Source organism: Streptomyces sp. NPDC008121 (genome assembly GCF_042957155.1).
In the GTDB taxonomy this organism is placed as follows: Bacteria; Actinomycetota; Actinomycetes; order Streptomycetales; family Streptomycetaceae; genus Streptomyces.
In genome coordinates this window covers 14,161-34,682 of the sequence record NZ_JBIBHT010000011.1, presented here as the reverse complement: position 1 = coordinate 34,682, position 20,522 = coordinate 14,161, and the positions used below count along the sequence as shown (strand labels likewise).

The window sequence follows — 20,522 nt, the reverse complement described above, 5'->3', positions numbered from 1 at the left end:
GCAGATACAGGGCCCCTGCCGCCGCTCGACAGCATCCGCCTGGCGCGCTGCGTCCCGGCAGCCCGGTGGCTCATAGTAGAGCGGATATTTCTCTCAGTAACCCGAACGGAGCGCCTGTGACGAGCTCTTCACGTGAAACCAGCCGCGACCCTGGCACCGTACGCGTCCCCGGGCGGTTCTGGACCGTGCGGCTGACCGGATACGGCGACCGCACCGCCGCAGTTACCTGCTCCACCGCCGCATGCAGAATGCCGCCGAGGTCTAAAGACCTGGCGGCCTTGCGCACATTCGCTGCCGCTCATGCCGCCGCTCACGCCAGGGCCGCCACCCTGCGGCCCGGCGCAGCCTGTCACTGCCGTGCCCGCCAGTGCGCCGCCCACGAGGCTGCTCCGGCGCCCTGCACGGGAAACGCCGTGCTGATTCTGCGTCATGACCCGGCCGTAGGCCAGGTATGGAGCGTGGAGGAGGTCTGTGGGGCATGCGCGTCGCTCATACTGCACGCCAGGGTCATCGCCCGCCCGGTGTGGCCGGTGCCCGCCGGCCCAGAAACACCCGCAACTCCCATGCCGCCGCCCCCAGCCCCAGGAGTTCCCGGCGGCTTCTCCTCTCCTGCGGCTCCGGCCGACAGCGATGCCACCCGGCGCCGGTGGCCACGCCGTCCACGAGGCGGGCAGGCCCGTTAAGAGCCGCATAGGCCGGCACGCCCTGCCAGGACGGTGCCCCGAATCCTGTGAAGGAATACGGACCAGGGCGCGGCCAGCAGCGTGTCACGGCGTGCTGTTCTGGCCACAGGAGCGACACCGGCTCTGGTGGCGGCTGCACCCCTGAGCAGCCAAAGCACTGCCGCCCCGCACCGCCCGGTGCCTCTGCTGCGGGCTCAACGCTGCCCCCTGGCTCGGGAGTCCAGGAGTGGCAGTGGTGCCAGGGCGTGCGGCCGCCTGGGCCCCCGCCATCCTGTTGCCGTCTGCGAGCGCTCGCTGGCGGGGTGCGCCGTGCCGCCGGCTCATGCGGGAGTGTCAATGGGAACTGCCGGCCCGGCAGGGGAGACGTGACGCCGCATACCCGGCTAGATGATCTATTCCAAGGGGTCAGTGATCGTAGGCGGTCAGTGACCGTAGGACGTCCTGTCCGGTGGCGTCGTTGTGCCAGACCGCGACCGTCAGCGCGAGGATGCGCTGCACGACGCGGGCGATGACGCCGCCGGGTGTGCGGCCTCGGTGTCGTTCGAGGTCGAGCTGGCCCTTGAGCATCTCGTTGATCGACTCGATGATCTGCCTCAAGGGTTTGAACAGGCGGGCGCCGGGCCGCTCACGTTCGCCCTCGCGGGTCGGCCGCAGCAACTGGACGTCCTGTTCGGCGAGTTGGTGTTCGAATGCTCGGCCGAAGTAGTTCTTGTCGCCGATCAGGGCCTGTCCGGGACGGCGGGTGATGAGGTCCGGTTTCGGCGGCCAGGAGGTCAAGCAGGGTCTCGCGTTCGTCGGCCTTGGCCCCGGTCAGGGCGAATGCGATGGGCAGACCCTGAAGGGTGCACACCAGATGCAGCCGCAGGCCCCAGAAGAATCGACTGTGGCTGGCGCAGTATCCGTATTCGGCCCATCCGGCCAGGTCGGAGCGTTTGACGGTCTCGCGGGAGCGGCCGCAATCCACCGCGTGGGTCCACGATCCACACGCCGTCGCTCCATACCGAGGTTTCGGCGGCCAGCAGCCGGGTGAGCCGCCGCAGCAGCGCGGCGGCCTTGCGCAGGCGCTTGCTGTAACCGGGCTGCTGGGGCAGGTGCGGGAAGAGGTGCCGGCAGGTGAGCCTGGCCTCGGAGGTGAAGCCAGGCATGGCCTGCATCACTGCCAGCGTCACGAGTTCGGCGCCGGTGAGTTGCGGGGCGATCCCCACGGCCGGCCGCCACGGCGCCAGATGCGGAGACGCTTTCAGCAGGTCGTCGGTCTTCACATAGAGTGCCGTCGCGAGGGTGTCCAGGTTGTTCGTCACAAAACGATCCTGGGCACCCTCGTTCCTGTCTCCGTCGGCACCCCCTGACTTTTGACCGTCCGGTGAGTCGCCAGTCACCTGCACACAGAAAGGATCGCGGCATGTCCAGCGACCGTCTCATGCGCATCCACAGCGCCGAGTTCCAGGCCATGGCCGAGAGGGTCCTGCAGGTCACCGAGCTCACCTCCCGCCTGAACGTCCTGCCTTTCGAAGACGAAGCGGGCAAGGCGGAACTGTTCGAACAGATCCTTGGCAAGCCACTGCCGCCGGAAGTCACGGTCTATCCGCCCTTCTACACGGACCATGGCCTGAACCTCGACCTCGCAGAGCGCGTCTTCATCAACCAGAACTGCACGTTCCTGGACTACGCCGGCATCCGGCTCGGCGAGCGCGTGATGATCGGACCGAAGGCCACGTTTATCACCAGCGGCCACCCGGTCGATCCCGGGGAGCGGCGGCTGTACCTCACCGGCGCACCCATCGACGTGGCGGAGAATGTATGGATCGGCGCCGGTGCCACGATCCTGCCCGGCGTCAGCATCGGCCGCGACGCCGTGGTCGCCGCGGGCGCGGTCGTTGCCGATGACGTCCCGCCGGCAAGCTTGGTGACCGGAAGTAAGGCAACCGTGCACCGAAAGTGGTGATGGCCTCTTCGGGGTCACGCCGAGCCCGCCCGCCTGCCCGCATGCAGCCGTAAACCACATCGGAAGTCCGGAGTCTCTCCCCGAAACTGCTGGCTCCAGTCCAGGGGGCAAGAGACCCTCCGCTCGCTCGCCGACCCCTTGGAATTGATCATCTAGTGTTCTGAGTCGTTCATTCGTGTGCAGTATGCGGCGAGGGCACCGAGCCCGGCGCTCCGCCCGTAAGACCGGCCCTCACAGCTGGCGGCCCAGAACGTCCTGCAGCTTCTGTGCCAGCCGGGCAGCCACCCGTCCGCCCTGTCGTGCTATCCGTTTGAAGCGCCTGGATCCTCTGGTCTGTCAGCTGATCGTCCCTCGTGCGCTGACCGGTGTACGTGGTGGGATCTCAGTGCTGACCAACTGCTGTGTCCATGCTGCTACCGCTAAGGCGGATGCTGATCAAAGCGCCCATCCAGCCGGATGATGAGATTCCTGTCGCCGTGCATCTGAGCCCTTGTTGCGCGCTGGGCGGCAGCCTGCGCGCAGGTGTTGCCGCGTGCGGAGTGTCCGTGCTTCCTCAGTGCTGCGGGCCCTGCTTGCACCTTGCAGGCAGATGCCCTGCAGTCAGAGCGGGCATCTGCAGCGGGCAGACCGCCTGCGCCCGAGGCACGTCCGCTGCCAGGGCAGGAATCCGGCCCTCTGCTCAGCCCGCACGCCGCAGGCAGTTCCTCCCCGGTAAACGGGCCAGACCCCGGCGCCGGGTGTGACGTGCCGCCAGGCTGTCGGCCAGCACGGCACGGCCGCCGCTGATCTGCTATACGAAGGGAAATGCTCTGTGTACGACGTGTCCGCACGCAGCCCGCAGGAAATCTTTACCAGCCACGGCAAGGCCCTGGAATCCGAGGACCTTGACGCGATCGCAGCAAACTTCGCCGAGAACGCCATGCTGGTTACTCCCCGAGGAGTGCGCGTAGGCAGGGAGGGCATCCGCGAGGGCTTCGCTGAGCTCTTCGCAGACCTTCCCCGGGCCAGGTGGGACCTGAAGGTCCAGACCTTTGCTGGAGACTTCCTGTTCCTGGAATGGTCGGCGGCCGGCTCCGGCCACAATCACGCGGCGCACGGCGTAGACGTATTCATCTTCCGCGACGGGCTGATCCAGGCGCAGACCTTCCATTACACCCTGGCCCCGACCAGCTGAACGAAGCTTCCCGCCGGCGGGCGGGGATGCATTCCGGAAGCCTGTTGGGCTTCAGGCCGGGATGAGCGCAGCCCCGGGCGTAAGGGCACTGCGGGCGGCGCCCCGTACGTGCTACGGGCCCGGGCTGGCCGGCCGCAGCGGCAGCCTGCAAGCCCTCTCGTGCACGTGGGAGGCAGGCTCAGCAGAGCTGGATCCTGGTCACCGGGGATGGATGTGAGGTGCGAGAGGGGCCGGGCCGGCGGGAAAGGGCTTGCAGGACAGGTCCCGGACGTTCAGCCATGCTCGTGGCGCCGGCACGAGCGTGGCTGAGGGCCGTGCTGCCCAGCCCGTTCCCCCGTCCGCTGTCCGGGCCCGTGGGGGTGCCGGTTCCGGGAGCGGTCTTGCCCCGGAGAGGCCGCGCCCGCCAGGGGATCCTGTTTTCGGCGGGCCAGCGGTCTCGCAGGGGCCAGGGCGGTGTCCTGGGGTTCCCCCTGGTGCGCGGACAGGCCAGCAGCGGTGCAGGCGGTTCTGCGGGTGTGCTTCCGGCTCACGGTGTCCGTCCGGCGCCGGGAGTATGGGGAGGTCCGGCGGGAGAGGGCCAGTGCAGCGCCACCAGTAGCTTCCCTGTTCGCCCCGCATGGGAGGTGACGGTGATGGCGTACCCAGTACCGCCGCGGCTGCCCGCGGGGATCCGCAAGGGTCCGCGCAGCATTTGCCGCCCTCAGTCCTCCCGTGTCCGGCGTGGTGTTCCGCCTCTGGTCCTGGACACCGGATGTGAGGCAGCCGGCGGGGTGAAGGAGAACGAGGGCCGCGCAGTCTTCCTGACCAGCCGGACAAAGCCACGGGAGCTGCCTGTACAGGGCTGCAGCCACCGGGGGTGCTGCGGGGGGCCAGCCGGCGGAACATTCTTCAAGCCGCCGGTGTAGCCGACCGACCGTATGTGCCTCGAGGGATGCGGGCCAGGATAGGACTTTCAGCGAGGCTTTCCGCTGCGGCAGGATCTTCCCGCCGCGGTGTCATGGAGAGCCGGCCCGGGGAACCGGGGCGTGCCAGCTGGCTTTCCCGCGTCGCGCTGCGCAGATCGTAGACAGACAGTACCTGGGGCCTGTGCAGGGCCGCGGTGCGGAGAGGAGAACAGGACAATGAGCCTGATTCTGATGAGTGACGGCAGGCCCTGCCGTTCCGCTTCTGGAATTACAGCTGAGTGCGGGCTGAAGGCGTTCGCGGCCCGCCTGGCGTGCGAGAAGTTTCTCGGTGTGCTGGACATGTGGTGGTCGCCCAGCGGCAAACTCATGGCCCGCTCCGGCGACGGCCGCAGCCGTTTCACGGGTATCGAACTGCTGAGGGTTCCGGTGCTGCCGACAGCGGACCTCGAGCGGGAAATCGCAGAAGTCATGGCGATGCCGTAAGCCGGCCCTTCCTCCCGCGTCCCAGCGACATGCTTCGCAGCCCCGCTCCTGGAGACGGCATGCTCTGGTGCATGTCTGCACACAGCAATGCACGCTCTTCCCCGGCGCCGGGTAGTTTCCCCCGGCGCACACACAACGCGGCTGCGGGACCCGGCGCGGGACCGGGCAGGGAATACGTCAATGGCCTCGGGTGGCGCTCACCTTGTGAAAGAGGATTTCAGTTACCGGTTCCCCTTCGAGGGTGGTGAGGTTTTCCCGCAGGAGGACAGGGCTGATCAGCTCGTACTCCGCGCGCAAGGTGACGGAGTTTCCGTTGTTGAAGCATGTGATTTCGAAACGGTCTGTGGTGACTGTGCGCCCTTTGACTGCGCCGTCTGAGAATGCAGCCAGTCCTCGGTCGGTGCGGTCGCACAGGGTGAGGTACGAATCCCTGCCCGCCATTGCGATGGTGCCGTCCGCGTTTCGGGTGAATCCCCTGCGCGAGTCACCGCCGTCGAGCGGGTCAGTGCCCATCCAGTAGCCAGTAATGCTGCTTGCGCCGCCAGTACCAGCGTTCGGCGACGGCGCTCCGTTCCCCTGCGCTGCAGAGGACAGGCCAAGCGCGATACCCAGCGAGCTGACCACCGCAGCCGTGGCTGCAATTCTGCGCCGCATAACTGATCTCCTCTATTCCTGCTGACTGCTTGCCGGACTGGAACCTACGCTTTTGGCCGGCTGAGGCCCTCGGCGACCCGCGGGGCAAGCTGAGAATTGTGCCGTCCGGGTACCCGCCCGGTTTGCTGGGAGGAGTCTGCCCCCCGGTGCAACGGCCAGCCCGTGTGCGATGGCGCGCGGCTCCGGGCCGGCGCAGTCCGCACGTGCCAGTCGGTGCCGTCCGGCGGCACTGTGTGGCTGGCCTGGCCGCCGGATGTGCAGCTGTGGGCATTGTTCCTGCCGTCCGGGCGGCGCGGCTCGGTCACCCGGCCTTCGCGCCCGCGGGCCAGGGTGAGCCAGGTCGGCCGCTGCTGGCGGACACCGCATCCTTGACGGCAGCCATAGGTGCGCCGTAAAGCGCGAGTTGCTCGACTGGCGGTGAAGGACGCCATCGCCGTCCTGTCGCAGCAGGGCGGTTGAAGCTGAGGGCAGCCCGACCCGGGAGGCGCTGGGGAGGGTGGCAAGCGGCCCTGGCAAAGCCGGGACGTATCAGCACTGCCAGATGGTGCCGACCCGGCAAGCGATACGGAAAGGAGTACGCGAGGACCTGCCGGCGCTCGATGAGCACCTGACCAGGCCGTGGGAGCCGGGCGGGGAGATGGCCACCGGTCACCTGCGCAGGCGTCGCCGTGCCGCTGAACGTCCGAACTGGCGAATCGTCCGCTACGCGGACGACTTCGTCGTCCTGACCGACGGCGAACGCGATGACGCCGAAGCGCTGCGCGAGGACATCGCCGACGTGTTGCAACCGCTCGGCCTTCGCCTCTCTGAGGCCAAGAACCAGGTGATGCACATGCCGGGCGGGTTCGGCTTTCTCGGGTTCCGCATTCAGCGGCACCGCAAGCGGGGAACGGACAAGCGGCACGTCTGCACCTTCACCGCCGTCCGGCCCATCCAGCAGCTGAAGGACAAGATCCGTGCCCTTACGGCAGAACGTCGCAGCAGAATCCCAGGGACGTGCTGATCAGGCTCAGCCAGACCATGCGCGGCTGGGCCAACTACTTCAAGCACGCGGTCTGCACAGCCACCCTGAGTTCCCTGGCCAGCTTCACGTGGCACCGGGTGAGCAGCTGGTGGATGGCACTGCATCGCTGGAAGCGGAAGGACGTCCGCCGACGGCTTACCGGCCACAGCGGTCGGTGGCAAAGGCCCTCAGCGGACGGGACCGAGCTGTTCGACCTCCAGGCGGTGGCGGCCACCCGCTACCGATACAGAGCCAACACGATCCCCGGCCCCTGGACCGCCTCAACCACGCCTGAACGGCAGAGTCCGTGGAGAGCCCGGTACTCGGAGACGGGTACGCCGGGTTCGGCGAGCGGCACGGAGAATCGGACCGGTGGCAACACCGGCACCGCGCTCCGCGCCGACTCAACAGACACCCCTCTGCTCCCCTGCCATGCCGGACGCCAGACGCCCGGCCCAGCGGGAGGCTGCCGTCTCGCAACGCACGCCCGCAGGCCGGGAGCGGAAATCAGCCCGGTGACATACCCGCCGCTCCCCGGACGGCTCGCTGCCCGCAACCGCTCTCCGGGGACACAATGGGCCTTGCGGTGCCGACTGGACGTTTCTCGGCCAAAACGGGTAGGGAACCGGGCAAGCCAGGCGGATCCGGCACGCTACCCGGCCCGCCGCCTCATGATCTGCACCACGAGGGCCACGGTGGTCCTGTCACCGGACGGTAGGAGCAGCGGGTATGGGCGTGAGCAGGAGCTACCTGTCCAGGGCAGAAGTGCAGAAACTACTGGGCGTGAACGCGTTCGGAATGTGGCGGCTGGTGCGGAAATACGCCATGTTTCCTGAGCCGGTGGAGAATCCGTACAGCCCGCGGGAACGCCCAGAACCTCAAGAGGTATGGGACGGCGCCGAGGTCTACTCCTGGGCTGCTGAGACCGCAGAGTTCACTTCCCGCGGGGCCGCGCTGCTGCGTCCCCTCCCTGGAAGCCCCGCTCCAGCACGCTGGCTCGGCTACAGAGACACCCTGCGCGGCCCCGCACTGGACTGGCACACCAGCATCGGTGTACTCCGCATCGTGCACTGCGACGACTCCAGGGTCGCCACCGCTCTCGCTACCGCCATCCACGCCAGCGGCAACGAGGAAGGCGTCGTCAGCGTCTGCGCCCTCTACGGGGACATGGGCTTCCACGGACCCGCCCTGGTAGCCGCCGACACTGCACAGCCAGGCATTGAATACGAGGTCAGCTGGGGCGACATCGCGGCCCTTGCCGGCCAGGTCCTGCCCTGGTGGCCGCGCCTGCTGCGCCTGCCGCATGCGATCCGCCACTGGGAGCCAGGTGCCCAGGCAGCCGTAGTCAGCATTCCGCTCAGCGACCAGGAGATCATTCTGCACAGGGCCGCAGCCAGCGGCGTCTTCGACACCATTGCGTCAGCAGCCCTGAGGGACATGGCCAACAGCATCCACAACGACCGGGTCCGCGAGACGCGCCGCGAGATTGAGATCTTCTGCAAGGGCAGAGAGGGCGAGATACCTAACCCGGTCATCGCCGGCGCCGTGCTGGATACCAGCCGCCACCCCCTGCCGCGCGAGGGGGAGCGCAGGGTTCTGAAGACCGGCTGGCGCAGACTCGCGCTGCACCCCCACGCCCACGCCGTTGCCGCGCTCGAAGTTGCCCTTGACCGCGAACCGGACCTGCTGCCCTTCGGCGCCGTCATTGAGGTCCCAGTCGAGAGCGGCACTGTCAGCGACCGGTGGGCCTGCCGCCTGACAGAGTGCCGCCCGGCCGCCGCCCACGCCGTGCTCGCGCAGAACGACAAAGCGGAGGCGTATTTCACTGATCCGCTCACCGGCATGCCCGTCCTGCGTACCCACGGCGCCGACAGCAGACACGTCTGGAGGTTCTATACCCCCCTGTCCCTCCCGGGCGGCGGCGCGGAACTCGCCTCAGTCGTGCTGCACCACACTCTGTGGGTTACCACCAGCGACGGACATGTGCACCCCGCTCCGTGCACACCGACCGAGTACCTGTGGTGGGGCGACAGCTGGGGCGACCGGGCAAGCGAGGCCGCAGCCGTCGTCGACCAGATCCTGGACCGCCTCAGCACCACCGTCACCCTGCACAAGCACCGTAACGCTCCTACGGGCCTCACCAGGCTGTTCAGCGAAAGACACCAGCAGGGCACAGAGCTCACCCGCGCCACTCTGCTCCAGGCCCGCAAGGCTCCGCGCATGCGGGGAGAGGGAAAGCATTGAAAACCCTGCCCTCCCTGGAGCTGGAGGGCAGGGTCCCTTGCAAGACTGAGCTTCGTCCGGTTCGCCGGAGTGGCACGGAAGCAGGCAGTGTGCCCCTGCCGGGCGGGGAGTGAGCGACGTGCAGGCACGGTCTCGGTGATCATGTGAGTGTCGAAGACTCATCGCCTGATCTTCGCAGCGAATCCCGCCTTCAGGCCGGGCGGGAATGCGGTCCGGAAAGCGGAGGCGCAGCGCCAAAGTGCCCTGCGCCTGCGTCATGGCGGTCAGGCAGGCTGCTTCTGGTTTCCGGTGCAGTCTGAACGGTGCTCGGGGGCATCCCGCCGCGAGGAGCGCAACGACGTACGAGGGTGCCCCGAAGACGGACCCCGTGCCGATCCGGTGGATGCGGCTGGTGTATCCGGCGCGCAGGCAGCGGGAGCTGACGCCCTTCAGGGTGTCGGCCAGTTCCGGCAGGGCGGTCTTCGGCGGGCAGTGCACGGACAGGTGCACGTGGCTGCCCTCGCCGCTAACTCGCACAGCTCGGCTCCGGACTTCTCGCACACCTCCCGCATGAGCGCTTCGCACCGGTTCAGCATGGCGTCGCCGAAGACCTCACGCCGGTACCTGGTGACAGACACCCGGGGGGCGTGCAGGCTGGCTGCGGGCGACCGAGGCCGACGGATGAGTGCTGCGCGGCTCGCCAACCGCCACCACCTCGTACGTCACCCTGCCCGCCGCGACGGACCACGCCGGCAACGTCCCCCCGCCCGGCCACCGCCGGCAAGACCAACGAAATCCCCGCCTCCGCCCCGCTGCCGGACACAACCGGCCTCGTGGGCACCGCACGCGACCGCGCGGTGCCCACTGCATCCCGCAGGCCGCCGCCGCGGCCCGTCCGACCGCATCCGCCCGCTGCCCTGGTGAATCCCATAAGACTCTGATCACGAGGCGGGGGCGGAGAGAGTCACCCATGATTCTTGATGCTGAGTACGGTTTCTTTGCCGGGCCCCGATGATTCCTCCTTCACCTCAAAGTCATTCCCATAGACAATCGTCTGCTTCGAATGGCCATACAGCTTGGACTCCGTTGCGTAGACAGCTCTATTCAGCTTGCTGGAATCCTTGAATGTGAGATATACCTTCGGGTTGGATCCATTAGCCCAGTAGGTAACCCCGTATGACTTCTCGGCGCCTGCCAGGAGTACATCTCCTGCGCGGGGGCTCCAGAGCCTCGCGCTGTTCACCACAGCCTCGCTGTAAGGCCTCCCTGGACCATCCTCAGGGTTTCTGATGTCAATTTTAGAGAGCTCAAGATTCTTTCCGGTCCTATTGATGACGCGGACCGTGTTGTAAACTCCCTGCTTCTCGGCGTCGCTGGCATCAGGGTCAGCTGCAACTATGTCAGCAGGGGAGCCGGACACTGCAGGTACAAGATATGAAGGCGGCTGACTGGCGGCTGAAGCCGCTCCCGCCGCTCCTGCAGTCAAACAGGATGCCAAAATCCATGCCGAAACAACCCTGCCAGAATTCCGCATCAGTTCATCCCTTCCGAGTCTTCTGCCTAGCTAATTGCAGCACCCGGTACCCGGCTGGGAATCCGGCGTCGCAGCGCTTCCTGCAGTGCTGTTCTCGTCTGTCACCGGCCTGCGTGCTCAGGGCTGCAACAGGAATTCTTTCGGTCCTTTAGTGATTCCAGTGAACCAGCCGGCAGGGCTGATCTGTTTCCCCTGATCGGCCGCTATGCGGGCGGGTTGGGCCATCCCCCTGAGTCCTGCTCCGTCAGGTGTCTCCGGCCGATGTATCGGTGATCCGCCGGGGGGCCCGGCAGAACGTCCCCGCATCAAGCCGTCCGTAGGTCAATGCTGCAGGCCTCCTCTCGGACCGTTTCCGGCGTACGGGGCCGAAGCCGGTATCCCGCGTTCCGCATTGGGTCAAGGTCCCCGCCTCGCGCTCACCGGTCCATATGTTGTGGGCCGTTCCGGTCATTCGCAGGATCGGGGCACCCAGGGGTGCTGGGTATGGCTGTCACCCGATAGCTGATGATGTGGCTTCCGCTGATCGGCCGCCCGGCACCCCGCGACGACTCGGCCGCTGATCGGGATACGCGAACTGAATCGCTCGTATGGATGCGTCGGCGAGGTCGTCTGCTGGGACACAACACCACGTCGGAGGGGGACCGGTGCCGGAATTGCGGGCCGGGACGGACGCGGGGAAGGCCGGGCACCACTGGGGTCATTGCCAGGAGGTCGAAAAGGCGCCCCGAGACCGCTCCCTGGCCGGCTGGTGTCCCGGCCGTCGTCTCGGGACGGCGGGCGTGCGGTGCACGGTGAGGCTTGCACGGCCGGGGAAGCCAATGCGACGGCTGCCGAGGAAATGCGGTAGCGAAGGCCGGCACGCTCGCTTCGAGCGCTTGGTCCAGGACTGCGGCCGGCGCTGGGAGGCCGAGGAGCATTGCCGCGAGACCAGGCACGTGCCGGTCGGGCCGCGGCGGCATCCCGCCTGCACTCTGCTGCGTACTGCTCCTTGCTGTGGGCCGTCTCCCAGCTGATCCTGCTGGGAACCCGCCTGTCTGGATCACTGCATACAGAAAAATCCGGCCCAGATGCGGAAACTGTTTACGGCGGCCGTGCAGCGTGTTTCCCTTGAGAGTAGTCAAAGTTTGTACAGAGGAGGCCCGTCATGCGACTGACTAGTCGCTGTGCGCTTCTCGGAGCGTCGGCTTTGCTGGGAGGAGCCCTCTGCGGGTCAGGCGTCGCCGCTGCGCAGGCGCCCGGCGAAGAGGGCAGCCTGGCGCAGATACGGAAGGCCACCGCCCAGTACCATTCAGTTGAAAGAGCCATCGCGGACGGCTTCGTGTCAACGGTTCACTGCGAGGAATCCGACGAAGGGGCGATGGGGATTCACTTCGTGCGCCTGGACCGGGTGCTGGATCCGTCGGTGGATCCCCTCCAGCCCGAGGTGCTGCTTTACGAGCCTCATGAGAACGGGAAGCTGCGGTTGGTCGGCGTGGAATACGTTGTGCTGGATGAGGACCAGGATGTGAGCACTCCAAACGCGAACCCGCCCTCGCTGCTCAATGTTCCTTTCGAGGGCCCCATGCCTGGCCACCACCCGGGAGAACCGGTGCATTATGACCTTCACGTGTGGGTCTGGCAGCATAACCCCGAAGGAATGTATGAACCCTGGAACCCGTCGGTGCAATGCCCGTCGGCTGAAACTGCCTAGATCAGCCGGTAGGGATGAGTAGATGCCCGCATGCGCTACCGGTTTCTGCTTCACGTATGCCGTGGTCACAACCCATCTGAGGCAGGCAGCCCACTCGATCGGCCGACGGGCTCCTGCCCGGTCAGCCGGCGGGCCCCCTGCCAGCCAGCAGAGCACGAACCGCCGGCCAGCCGCTGCCAGCCCGCCTCCGTCTGCGCCTCGCCTCATCTCCAGCTGGAGATCTTCATATAGGACGGAGGGCGCGGTTGCAGTCCGGCTCGCTCCAGCAGCTCCGCGCCGCGCGTTGTCTGCCTTCCCGGACAGCAGCGTGCCCGCGGGCGGGCTGGAGAACAAAAGGCCGGAGACGGCCCGGGGGACGCACGGCCGTCCGGAAACACCGGCGGATCAGCCGGGCCGCCGCTCTGTCGGTGCGGAAGAGTCCGGGCCAGCAGGCCCTCGCGCGCTGGTGTGATGAGGGCTCTGCCGCGTCCCTGCCGCGCCGCCTGAACAGGTCGTCATCTTCCGCAGGCACGTACGGCGAGGGTTCACTCGTAGCCGGGCGGGACCGGCCGGTCGTGCTGGTGAGCCGCCCGGTCATCCGCCTGTCCTGGCAGGGCGTCACTCTGCAGGAATGCTGAAACGGCGGCCAGCACGGCTGGTGCCCTTTCGATGAGGGGCCAGTGGCCGCACCGGGCAAGGGTGACCTGGCGTGCCTGCGGCATCTCACGGGTGAGGCGTGCCGTCAGCTCCGCACTGCTGAGCGGGTCTTCACTGCCGGACAGCAGCAGGACTGGCGCCCCGACGCCACGCAGATCACAGTCGCGTGCACCTGCGCGTGCTTCGCACGCCTGCGCATACGCCTCGCTGTCCTGTCCCAGCAGGAGTTCACGGATGAGCGCGGTGAGCAGAGGGTTGGATTCGCGTGCTGAGCGGGATGTCCCCGATGTGAGTGCTGACTCCGCTATGGCGGCCATCCCCTGAGAACGGGCCAGTGCCGCCCTGTCAGACATCGCCTGTCCGGCGGCGGGGGACGCCCCGCGCACGGGGCTGATCAGGACCATGCGGTCGATCATCTCCGGCCGGTCCGCTGCAAGCTGCAGGGCGATGAGCGTCCCCATGGAATGGGCGATGACACACACCGGCCGGTCCGCCATCGTGGCAACCAGAGCTTCGAGCTCATCCGTGAGGGAGCCGATGGTCACGGGAGGCCGCAGCGGTGTGCGGCCGTGTCCGTTGAAGTCGTAGCGGATGGTGCGGTACTGCCGGCTGAGACCGGCTGCCAGCGGCTCGAAACAGCTTGAGGTGCCGCCCAGTCCGTGCACCATGATGACCGGCGCACCATCGCCGCTTTCCTCGGTGAAGACCGTCCGGTCTGCGATCCTGAGCAGCCGGGCGCTCACGGGCAGGCTTCCGGCGCAGGCGGGATGTTGGCGGTGTGCCGGAAGATGTTGGCGGGGTCCCAGTGCTGCTTGCTCTCGGCGATGCGGCGGTGGTGCGGTCTGAAGGAACGGCGCACAGCGGCGGGGGAGTGGTCGTCGTCCATATTCAGGTAGCAGCCCTGCTCAGCGAAGGGCGCCAGGTCCTGCTTGAACTGGCGTATCCATCCGGTATGGAGCACGTCGTCGGCCGGGTTCGTCCAGCGGGACATCATGTACAGCGACCAGGCGGGGGTGCGGTGCGGGAAGACACTCGTCCGGCTGGAGCCGCGCGCGACTGCGGCGTCCTGCCACGCCAGGGAGAACTGGGCGCGCGGTCCCGGGCGCCGGGACCAGGCTTCCTCCAGTGCGTCGATGACCGCGCCTGACAGCTCGGGGAGGTAGCGGGCGGCGGAATGCTGCCGGTAGCCGGGCTGGTTGTGGCCGTCGAGCATGGTCTGCAGATGCGGATAGGCGACAGGTGCGACGGAATCGGCTACCGGGCGCACTGCGAGTCTGCGCAGCGGGTCGAGGTACTTCTGGCCGGTGCTCTCGTCGTCGCACATGACAGTGATGTTGATCGCCACCGCCGGCTGGCCCCGCAGGGAGGCGGGCAGGCCGGGCTCCTGGCCGCAGGTGACAAAGGCGATGCTGCCGCTCAGGACTTCCGGCGCGCAGCGCATGAAGCTGCTGTAGGCGAGCAGGGCCTGGCGGGCATGACGGCCGCTGAACAGGAGCCGTCCGCCGAGCAGTACCCGCGGGGGCCGGTGGAGTTGCTGCCACAAGGCTGTCACCACGCCGAAGTTGCCCCCGCTGCCGCGCAGGCATGCGGTCAGCCCGGGCTCGCTGTGATCCGCAGCCACGACCCGTGTACCGTCGGCACAGACCAGCTCAGCCCGGATGAGGTTGTCGGCGGCGAGTCCGTAGCGCCGTGACAGCCAGCCTTCACCGCCTCCCAGAGTGAACCCGGCCACGCCGATATGGCTGATCCGGGCCCCGGGGGTGAGCAGACCGCTGCTCCAGGCGGTGGCATCGACGTCCTGCCACCGGGCTCCGGCGCCGATCCGGGCCACCTGGCGCCCAGGATCAACGGTGACGGACGACCAGCGGCTTAAGTCGATCACGATATCGCCTGCCACGGCATGGCCGAGCACTCCGTGCCCGCCAGCCCGGACAGAGGGCGTGAGCCCTTCGCCCGTACAGAACTGAACGGTCTGCACGACGTCATCGACATCTCTTGCCCGTACGATTGCCTTCGGGTGCGCTTTTATGCGCGCGTTGAACACCTGCGCCGCCTGCCCGAAACGCGGGTCACTGGGCAGCAGAACCTCCCCTCTGATCAAATTCGCCAGCAGTGTCTGCTGTGCTGCTGACAGGCGCGCGGAAACAATCTTCCGGTTATTCATCATCTGCTCTTCCGATCAATGAGGCTGCCCACTAGCCTACTTGACGCACGCACAGCTTCACGTCTGCGGCCGCGAACTTGGCGGCCCCCGCCTTTCTGTAAAACTTGCCGCCCTGTTAGCGATGCGATAGCAATGATCAATTCTGCGCGGTCAGAATACTGGAATCCGAAGACAGAAACCCTCCCGCGTGACGAGCTCAGCGCTCTGCAGCTGTCCAGACTGCGCATTCTGTGTGCGTGGGCAGCGCAGCGCAGCCCTTTCTATGCCAAGTCATTTCTCGCTGCCGGCTTCTGTCCCAGCCAGCTGCGGTCGAAGGCGGACGTGCAGCGCATACCGCTGCTCAGCAGGCAGGACTGGATGCGCGCCCAGGACCGGCAGCCGCCCTATGGTGACCTGCTTACCTGTGACGTCACCCGCGCCACGCGGCTGCATACAACCTCGGGTACCAGCGGTGCCGTCCCCCTGCGGGCCGTTGACGACCAGCGCAGCTGGGCATGGATAGCCGAGATGTGGTGCTACGGCCTGTGGGGCTGCGGCGTACGGCGGGACGATCTCGCCTATGTCGCCTTCGGGTACGGCTCGTTCATCGGCTTCTGGGGCCTGCACTACGCCCTGGAGAAGATCGGTGCCCTCACTGTCCCCGGCGGCGCGCAGCCCACCGCCAGCCGGGTCCGCCAGATCACTGAACTGGGCGCCACTGTCGTGGCGTCCACTCCCACCTACGCCATCCGCATGGCGCACGAGGCCCGGCAGCTGGGTATCGACCTGGCCGCGTCAGCAGTCAGGACCCTCATCCTGTCCGGCGAACCAGCCGGCTCCATCCCCAGGACGAAGGCACTCATCGAGTCACTGTGGGGAGCCAGGGCCTACGACACCGCGGGCATGACAGAGGTCGGTTCCATCACCACCTTCGAGTGCAGCCGCCAGCCGGGGGGCACCCACATCATCGAGGACCACGTCATGGAAGAGGTCCTCAGCCAGGACTCCCTCCAGGAAGCCGCCTACGGAGAAACCGGCGAACGAGTGGTCACCTCCTTCGGACGCGGCACCATCCCCCTGATCCGCTACAGGTCAGCTGACCTGGTGCGCCGTATCCCGGCAGACACCTGCGGGTGCGGACGCGGTTTCGACCTCTACGAGGGAGGCATCCTGGGCCGCGCAGACGACATGCTGCTGGTCAGGGGAACCAATGTCTATCCCGCTTCAGTCGAGGCGATTGTCCGTGAGTTCCCGCGGGTGACCGAATTCCAGACGGACGTCTACACAGAGGACGGCCTCGACCAGATACGCCTGCGCGTCGAGCTGGCTTCCGGCTGTCTTCCGCACTGGCCGCAGGTGAAAGACGGCCTGCACCAGCGCCTGCGCTACACACACGAGGGCCTGAACTTCGCGGTCGAGCTGGCCTCAGAAGGCGAGCTTCCCCGGTTCGAACTCAAGGCGAAAAGAATGACCGACCTGCGCACCAAGGGGCTGTGATGCCCACTGACCTGCTGGGCCGTCAGCTGTCTCCTGTGGAACTCCATTTGATGCAGCATTATGAGGGCCTGACCGCTCTCCTGGCCGAGGACCTTCCCCCTGCGACGGCCGCAGGGCTGAGCAGCGCCACCGCCCAGCTTGCCCAGGTCCTCGACACCCTGGCCGTGCACTGCGCTTACGAGCCGCCGGTCTTACAGGGCGGTGAGCGGGCGTGAGAGTCTCTGTCGTCGGCGGCGGGCCGGCAGGCCTGTACTTCGCCATCCAGCTGATGATGCTCGGACCCCGGCACGAAATCACTGTTTTCGAGCGCCGCGCTCCTGGCTCTGCATACGGTTTCGGCGTTGTCCTGTCGGACACTGCTATGTCCGCGCTCGCGGCGGCAGACCCGCAGACCCACCAGCTGGTCGCCCAGCGCATGATCCGGTGGGATCACATCGACGTGCACCGCGAGCATGACCACCTGCGGGCGTCCGGCCAGGGATTCGGCGCCGTTGACCGGCGGACTCTGCTCGCCGTGCTCCGCAGCCGGGCCGCGTCCCTGGGCGTCCGGGTCCACGACGGCCGGCAAGCACCCAGAGCGCACGTACTGTCAAGGAAAGCCGACCTCGTCGTTGCCGCTGACGGAGCCGGCAGCCAGACCAGAGACTGCTACAGCGACATCTTCATGACGACGGTGACCTCTGGTCCGAGCCGGTACATCTGGCTGGGCAGCACGCTGCCGCTGCCGGCCTTCGCGTTCTACTTCCTCGACACCCCCCACGGCCTCTTCCGGGTCCACAGCTACCCCTATGAGGCATCAAAGAGCACGTTCGTCGTTGAGACGGATGAGACCGCCTGGAGCGCACTGCGCAAGGCCGCCAGCAACTGGCCTGCGGCGCCAGGCCCGGACGGATCCGACCCGGCCGCAGTCGCATTCTGCAGACAGCTGCTGGCGCCCGTCCTCAACGGCCACCCGCTGTTCCACAACAGTTCCCAGTGGCTGAGTTTCCCCACCGTGCACACCCGCCGGTGGCACCACGGCAACATCGTGCTGCTGGGCGACGCAGCACACACCAGTCACTACTCGGTCGGCTCAGGGACCCAGCTGGCACTGGCCGACGCTCTGGCGCTGGCCACCCGCGTACACGGCACCGACGACCTGGCACAGGCCCTTGACGGCTACGAGGCAGAGCGCAGGCCCGCAGTAGAACGCCGCCAGCAGGCTGCCCAGGCCAGTGCGGACTGGTTCGCCGACGCGAGGGACTGCCTGCACCAGCCGCCGGAGCAGTTCGCCTTCAGCCTCCTGACCCGCACCGGGACGGTCAGCGCTGACTCCCTGGCGCGGCGCGATGCCGGGCTCGTCGAAACCGTCCGCGGCCAGTTCGCCGAAGAAGCCGCACAGGCCGCTGAAACCGGCGCTCCTGCGGGCAGGGAGACCGGTGTGCGCGCACCCCTGCGCCTGCGCCAGCTCCTGCTGCAAGGGCGGACTGTCACAGCCGTGCCGTGGCCCGGCTGCGGACCTGGACCCCAGGCGGACCTGGGGCAGCCGGCCCTGGTCCTGGCCGAGACAGGGTCGCTCTCGTGTGCGCAGGAAGCGCTCTCCGCTCTGCGCACGCAGACCGGCGCTCCGGTGGGCATCAGTGTCCCGTGGGACCCGGCCCTGGGACACGAGGAGCTGGACAGCCAGGTGCGGACGGCCCTGGGCGCGCAGGCCGACCTGATCGAGCTGGCCGTGAGCACACGCGACGCGCCAGCGCTGTGCAGGGCTGTCCGCCGCACGTGGCCGCAGGAACGTCCCCTGTCCCTGCGGGTACATGCCGGCGACGGCCAGCTTCCCGGCCTGGCCCGCGAACACCTGCTCTCGGCTGCCGCGCAGCTGGCAGGCCTGGGCTGTGACGTGCTGAACCTCTCCGACTGGGACCTCCGCACGGCCGGCCAGGTCCGGCTGCGAAGCGGTGTCCCGGTCATGACCCCCTGCGCCCCGCGCCAGGCGGAGACCCTCCTGCTCGCAGGACGTGCAGACCTGGTCCTGGACAGGCCCGCGGCCCGCACCACCCGCCTGCCCGCAGCTGCCGGCCCGGCCCGGCCGGCCGGACGGGACGAAGGAGAACACATGAACCGCCCCCTTGTCCTCGGGCCGGGCGAAGGCCTGGACTGGTCCCGTGCCGCAGAGGCGGTGACCCACCGCACCGTGCAGCTCAAGATCGGCGGTGACCGCACAGACGGCAGATTCTCCTTCCTGGAATCGGAGCTGTTCCCCGGGGACCAGGGGCCTCCCGTGCACCGCCACCCCCGCAGCGACGAGGCCTTCTACCTTCTCTCCGGCCAGCTGCGGCTCCTTCTGGGCGATCACGAAGTGCTCGCCCAGCCCGGCAGCTTCATCTTCGTGCCACGCGGAGTAGCCCACGCCTTCACACTCGAAGGCGACGTCTCAGCGCGGCTCCTCGGACTGTTCTCCCCTGCAGGCTTCGAGCAGTTCCACGCTGACATCGCGGCCTTCTACCGCCGCGGCCAGACCCCTGGCCCAGAGCTGATCAGACAGACAGCAGCCCGCTACGACTGGGAATACGTCGGCCCGCCCATGCACCCGCGCTCTTCCCCTCCACCGAACCCCGCCGAAGGAGCACTATGACCGCCGACCCGCCGGCCGGCACCGCAGACAGCAGCGGTGCCAGCCGGTACACCAGCCTGGCCGAACGCGATGCCAGGTACTGCTTCCACCCGCACTCGGTGGCCGGGGCGACGCCACCGCCGCTGATCCTGGACCGCGGCCAGGGGGCCCTGGTCTGGGACGTGACCGGCAGGGAATACGTCGACGGCGCCGCCGCCTGGTGGACCTGCCAGGTAGGCCACGGGCGCGAAGAGCTCTCCGCCGCGGCAGCTGAACAGATGTCCAGACTCGGGTTCTACACCTTCATCCGCGACTACTCCAACGAGCCGGCCATCAAACTCGCCGAACGCCTGATCGGCATAGCCCCCCCGGGACTGCAGGACGCAAAAGTGTTCTTCACCCACGGCGGCGCGATGGGCAACGAGACAGCAATCAAGCTCGCCCGCATGGCTCACTATCACAGCGGAAACCCCGGCCGCACAGTGATACTGGCCCGCGAAAACGCCTACCACGGCTGCACCTTCCTGGCCCTTGCCGCAACCGGTATCGACCGGCTCAAAACAGGATTCGGCCCCCTGCCCGAGGGCTTCACCCACCTCTCGGCCCCCGGATACGACACAAGCGAGCAGGCCACGGACCTGCTGATCGCCGAACTGGAACACACCATCGCCCGGATCGGGCCCCAGCGGATTGCCGCCTTCATCGGCGACCCCGTCCCCGGCGGCATGAGCGGCGCCGGAAGCGTCATCCCGCCACCCGACAACTACTGGCCCCGGTTCCGTGAAGTGCTGCAACGCCACCAGATCCTCTACATCTCAGATGAGGTGGTCACAGCATTCGGCCGGCTGGGCCACTGGTTCGCCGCGGAAAAATACCAGGCATGCCCCGACATCCTCGTCACCTCCAAAGGGCTGTCGAGCGGCTACGCACCCATCGGCGCCGTCCTCGTCGGAAGACGCGTGCTGGAGATGATGGACGGCAAGCTGTTCCCCCACTCCTTCACCTTCGCCGGCCACCCTGCCACCTGCGCTGTCGCGCACGCGAACATCGACATCATCGAACGTGAAGGGCTGCTGCAGCGAGCGCAGCAGACGGGAGCCTGGCTGCTCAAACGCCTGCAGCCGCTGGAAGAACTGCCCTGTGTCGAGCACGTGCGCGGAGTTGGCATGATGATCGGCATCCACCTCAGCGGGACAGCAGGCATGCAGATTGCCCTGAAAATCCGTGAGCGCGGCGTCATCGTCGCCACCCAGGCCACAGCCGTCATGGTGTGCCCGCCGCTGGTACTCACAGAAGAGCAGGGAACCCGCATCGTCGAAGCCATAACCGACGTCCTCAGCCAGTGGGCTCCCTGACCCCCGG

The 20,522-nt window shown here is 67.6% G+C and carries 15 protein-coding genes and 2 pseudogenes; 11 read left to right on the top strand and 6 right to left on the bottom strand.

The window, feature by feature from the left end; translation table 11 throughout:
• Positions 1-1,088: 1,088 nt before the first annotated feature.
• A pseudogene (locus ACFZBD_RS31175) lies at positions 1,089-1,984 on the bottom strand (IS982 family transposase).
• 101 nt (positions 1,985-2,085) lie between these two features.
• Between ACFZBD_RS31175 and ACFZBD_RS31170 the strand changes: the two are divergent.
• The 3 genes from ACFZBD_RS31170 to ACFZBD_RS31160 all read left to right on the top strand — a co-directional run bounded on the left by ACFZBD_RS31170 (position 2,086) and on the right by ACFZBD_RS31160 (position 5,190).
• The gene (locus tag ACFZBD_RS31170) at positions 2,086-2,628 is read left to right on the top strand and encodes a DapH/DapD/GlmU-related protein (protein WP_391146218.1); all 543 of its coding nucleotides are present in this window, start codon (positions 2,086-2,088) and stop codon (positions 2,626-2,628) included.
• Positions 2,629-3,439: 811 nt separating this feature from the next.
• A complete protein-coding gene (locus ACFZBD_RS31165) occupies positions 3,440-3,802 on the top strand; it encodes a nuclear transport factor 2 family protein (RefSeq protein ID WP_391146217.1) in 363 nt (120 codons plus the stop codon).
• A 1,121-nt stretch (positions 3,803-4,923) separates the two neighbouring features.
• Positions 4,924-5,190, top strand: coding sequence for a hypothetical protein (locus ACFZBD_RS31160; protein WP_391146216.1), 267 nt, complete (start codon positions 4,924-4,926; stop codon positions 5,188-5,190).
• 177 nt (positions 5,191-5,367) lie between these two features.
• Here ACFZBD_RS31160 and ACFZBD_RS31155 read toward each other — a convergent pair whose 3' ends face one another.
• Positions 5,368-5,844, bottom strand: coding sequence for a hypothetical protein (locus ACFZBD_RS31155; protein ID WP_391146214.1), 477 nt, complete (start codon positions 5,842-5,844; stop codon positions 5,368-5,370).
• A 637-nt stretch (positions 5,845-6,481) separates the two neighbouring features.
• Here ACFZBD_RS31155 and ACFZBD_RS31150 point away from each other — a divergent pair.
• The 3 genes from ACFZBD_RS31150 to ACFZBD_RS31140 are packed head-to-tail and all read left to right on the top strand — an operon-like array spanning position 6,482 to position 9,091.
• Positions 6,482-6,847 carry a reverse transcriptase domain-containing protein gene (locus ACFZBD_RS31150; protein ID WP_391146211.1) on the top strand — a complete coding sequence of 122 codons (366 nt, stop codon included), beginning with the start codon at positions 6,482-6,484 and terminating at the stop codon, positions 6,845-6,847.
• Between the two features lie 17 nt (positions 6,848-6,864).
• Entirely contained in the window at positions 6,865-7,683 is an 819-nt protein-coding gene (locus tag ACFZBD_RS31145; protein WP_391146255.1) for a group II intron maturase-specific domain-containing protein, read from the top strand.
• The gene (locus ACFZBD_RS31140; RefSeq protein WP_391146209.1) at positions 7,577-9,091 is read left to right on the top strand and encodes a hypothetical protein; all 1,515 of its coding nucleotides are present in this window, start codon (positions 7,577-7,579) and stop codon (positions 9,089-9,091) included. Before ACFZBD_RS31145 ends, ACFZBD_RS31140 begins: the two co-directional genes overlap by 107 nt.
• A 390-nt stretch (positions 9,092-9,481) precedes the next feature.
• Here the strand turns inward: ACFZBD_RS31140 and ACFZBD_RS31135 are convergent.
• Both ACFZBD_RS31135 and ACFZBD_RS31130 read right to left on the bottom strand, forming a co-directional pair.
• Positions 9,482-9,568 (bottom strand): annotated as a pseudogene (locus ACFZBD_RS31135) (IS200/IS605 family transposase); the annotation flags it as partial.
• Between the two features lie 466 nt (positions 9,569-10,034).
• Positions 10,035-10,490: a hypothetical protein gene (locus ACFZBD_RS31130; protein WP_391146206.1), complete on the bottom strand. Its 456-nt coding sequence runs from the start codon at positions 10,488-10,490 to the stop codon at positions 10,035-10,037.
• Between the two features lie 1,258 nt (positions 10,491-11,748).
• Between ACFZBD_RS31130 and ACFZBD_RS31125 the strand changes: the two genes are divergently transcribed.
• Positions 11,749-12,294 (top strand): hypothetical protein, encoded by a 546-nt coding sequence (locus tag ACFZBD_RS31125; protein ID WP_391146202.1) that lies wholly within the window; start codon positions 11,749-11,751, stop codon positions 12,292-12,294.
• Between the two features lie 524 nt (positions 12,295-12,818).
• On the opposite strand, the gene ACFZBD_RS31120 is transcribed toward ACFZBD_RS31125, so the two are convergent.
• Complete coding sequence (locus ACFZBD_RS31120) at positions 12,819-13,673, bottom strand: alpha/beta fold hydrolase (RefSeq protein ID WP_391146200.1); 855 nt, start codon at positions 13,671-13,673, stop codon at positions 12,819-12,821.
• Positions 13,670-15,097: an FAD-binding protein gene (locus tag ACFZBD_RS31115; protein WP_391146197.1), complete on the bottom strand. Its 1,428-nt coding sequence runs from the start codon at positions 15,095-15,097 to the stop codon at positions 13,670-13,672. The genes ACFZBD_RS31120 and ACFZBD_RS31115 overlap by 4 nt, the downstream gene beginning before the upstream one ends.
• 129 nt (positions 15,098-15,226) lie before the next feature.
• Here ACFZBD_RS31115 and ACFZBD_RS31110 point away from each other — a divergent pair, with 129 nt between their 5' ends.
• Genes ACFZBD_RS31110 through ACFZBD_RS31095 form a run of 4 tightly spaced genes read left to right on the top strand, consistent with a single transcriptional unit; the run spans position 15,227 to position 20,515 of the window.
• Positions 15,227-16,570 carry a phenylacetate--CoA ligase family protein gene (locus tag ACFZBD_RS31110; protein ID WP_391146194.1) on the top strand — a complete coding sequence of 448 codons (1,344 nt, stop codon included), beginning with the start codon at positions 15,227-15,229 and terminating at the stop codon, positions 16,568-16,570.
• A gap of 50 nt (positions 16,571-16,620) precedes the next feature.
• Complete coding sequence (locus ACFZBD_RS31105; protein WP_391146191.1) at positions 16,621-16,785, top strand: hypothetical protein; 165 nt, start codon at positions 16,621-16,623, stop codon at positions 16,783-16,785.
• A gap of 53 nt (positions 16,786-16,838) precedes the next feature.
• Entirely contained in the window at positions 16,839-19,181 is a 2,343-nt protein-coding gene (locus tag ACFZBD_RS31100; protein ID WP_391146188.1) for a cupin domain-containing protein, read from the top strand.
• On the top strand, positions 19,178-20,515 hold the full coding sequence (locus ACFZBD_RS31095; RefSeq protein WP_391146185.1) for an aminotransferase class III-fold pyridoxal phosphate-dependent enzyme: 1,338 nt from the start codon (positions 19,178-19,180) through the stop codon (positions 20,513-20,515). The genes ACFZBD_RS31100 and ACFZBD_RS31095 overlap by 4 nt, the downstream gene beginning before the upstream one ends.
• Positions 20,516-20,522: the final 7 nt, after the last annotated feature.

Coding starts and splice junctions, on each gene's coding strand:
- ACFZBD_RS31145 (WP_391146255.1), top strand. CDS start 6,865: ATGCGCGGCTGGGCCAACTACTTCAAGCACGCGGTCTGCACAGCCACC.
- ACFZBD_RS31110 (WP_391146194.1), top strand. CDS start 15,227: ATGATCAATTCTGCGCGGTCAGAATACTGGAATCCGAAGACAGAAACC.
- ACFZBD_RS31140 (WP_391146209.1), top strand. CDS start 7,577: ATGGGCGTGAGCAGGAGCTACCTGTCCAGGGCAGAAGTGCAGAAACTA.
- ACFZBD_RS31105 (WP_391146191.1), top strand. CDS start 16,621: ATGCAGCATTATGAGGGCCTGACCGCTCTCCTGGCCGAGGACCTTCCC.
- ACFZBD_RS31150 (WP_391146211.1), top strand. CDS start 6,482: ATGGCCACCGGTCACCTGCGCAGGCGTCGCCGTGCCGCTGAACGTCCG.
- ACFZBD_RS31125 (WP_391146202.1), top strand. CDS start 11,749: ATGCGACTGACTAGTCGCTGTGCGCTTCTCGGAGCGTCGGCTTTGCTG.
- ACFZBD_RS31160 (WP_391146216.1), top strand. CDS start 4,924: ATGAGCCTGATTCTGATGAGTGACGGCAGGCCCTGCCGTTCCGCTTCT.
- ACFZBD_RS31170 (WP_391146218.1), top strand. CDS start 2,086: ATGTCCAGCGACCGTCTCATGCGCATCCACAGCGCCGAGTTCCAGGCC.
- ACFZBD_RS31100 (WP_391146188.1), top strand. CDS start 16,839: ATGATGCTCGGACCCCGGCACGAAATCACTGTTTTCGAGCGCCGCGCT.
- ACFZBD_RS31095 (WP_391146185.1), top strand. CDS start 19,178: ATGACCGCCGACCCGCCGGCCGGCACCGCAGACAGCAGCGGTGCCAGC.
- ACFZBD_RS31115 (WP_391146197.1), bottom strand. CDS start 15,097: ATGATGAATAACCGGAAGATTGTTTCCGCGCGCCTGTCAGCAGCACAG.
- ACFZBD_RS31155 (WP_391146214.1), bottom strand. CDS start 5,844: ATGCGGCGCAGAATTGCAGCCACGGCTGCGGTGGTCAGCTCGCTGGGT.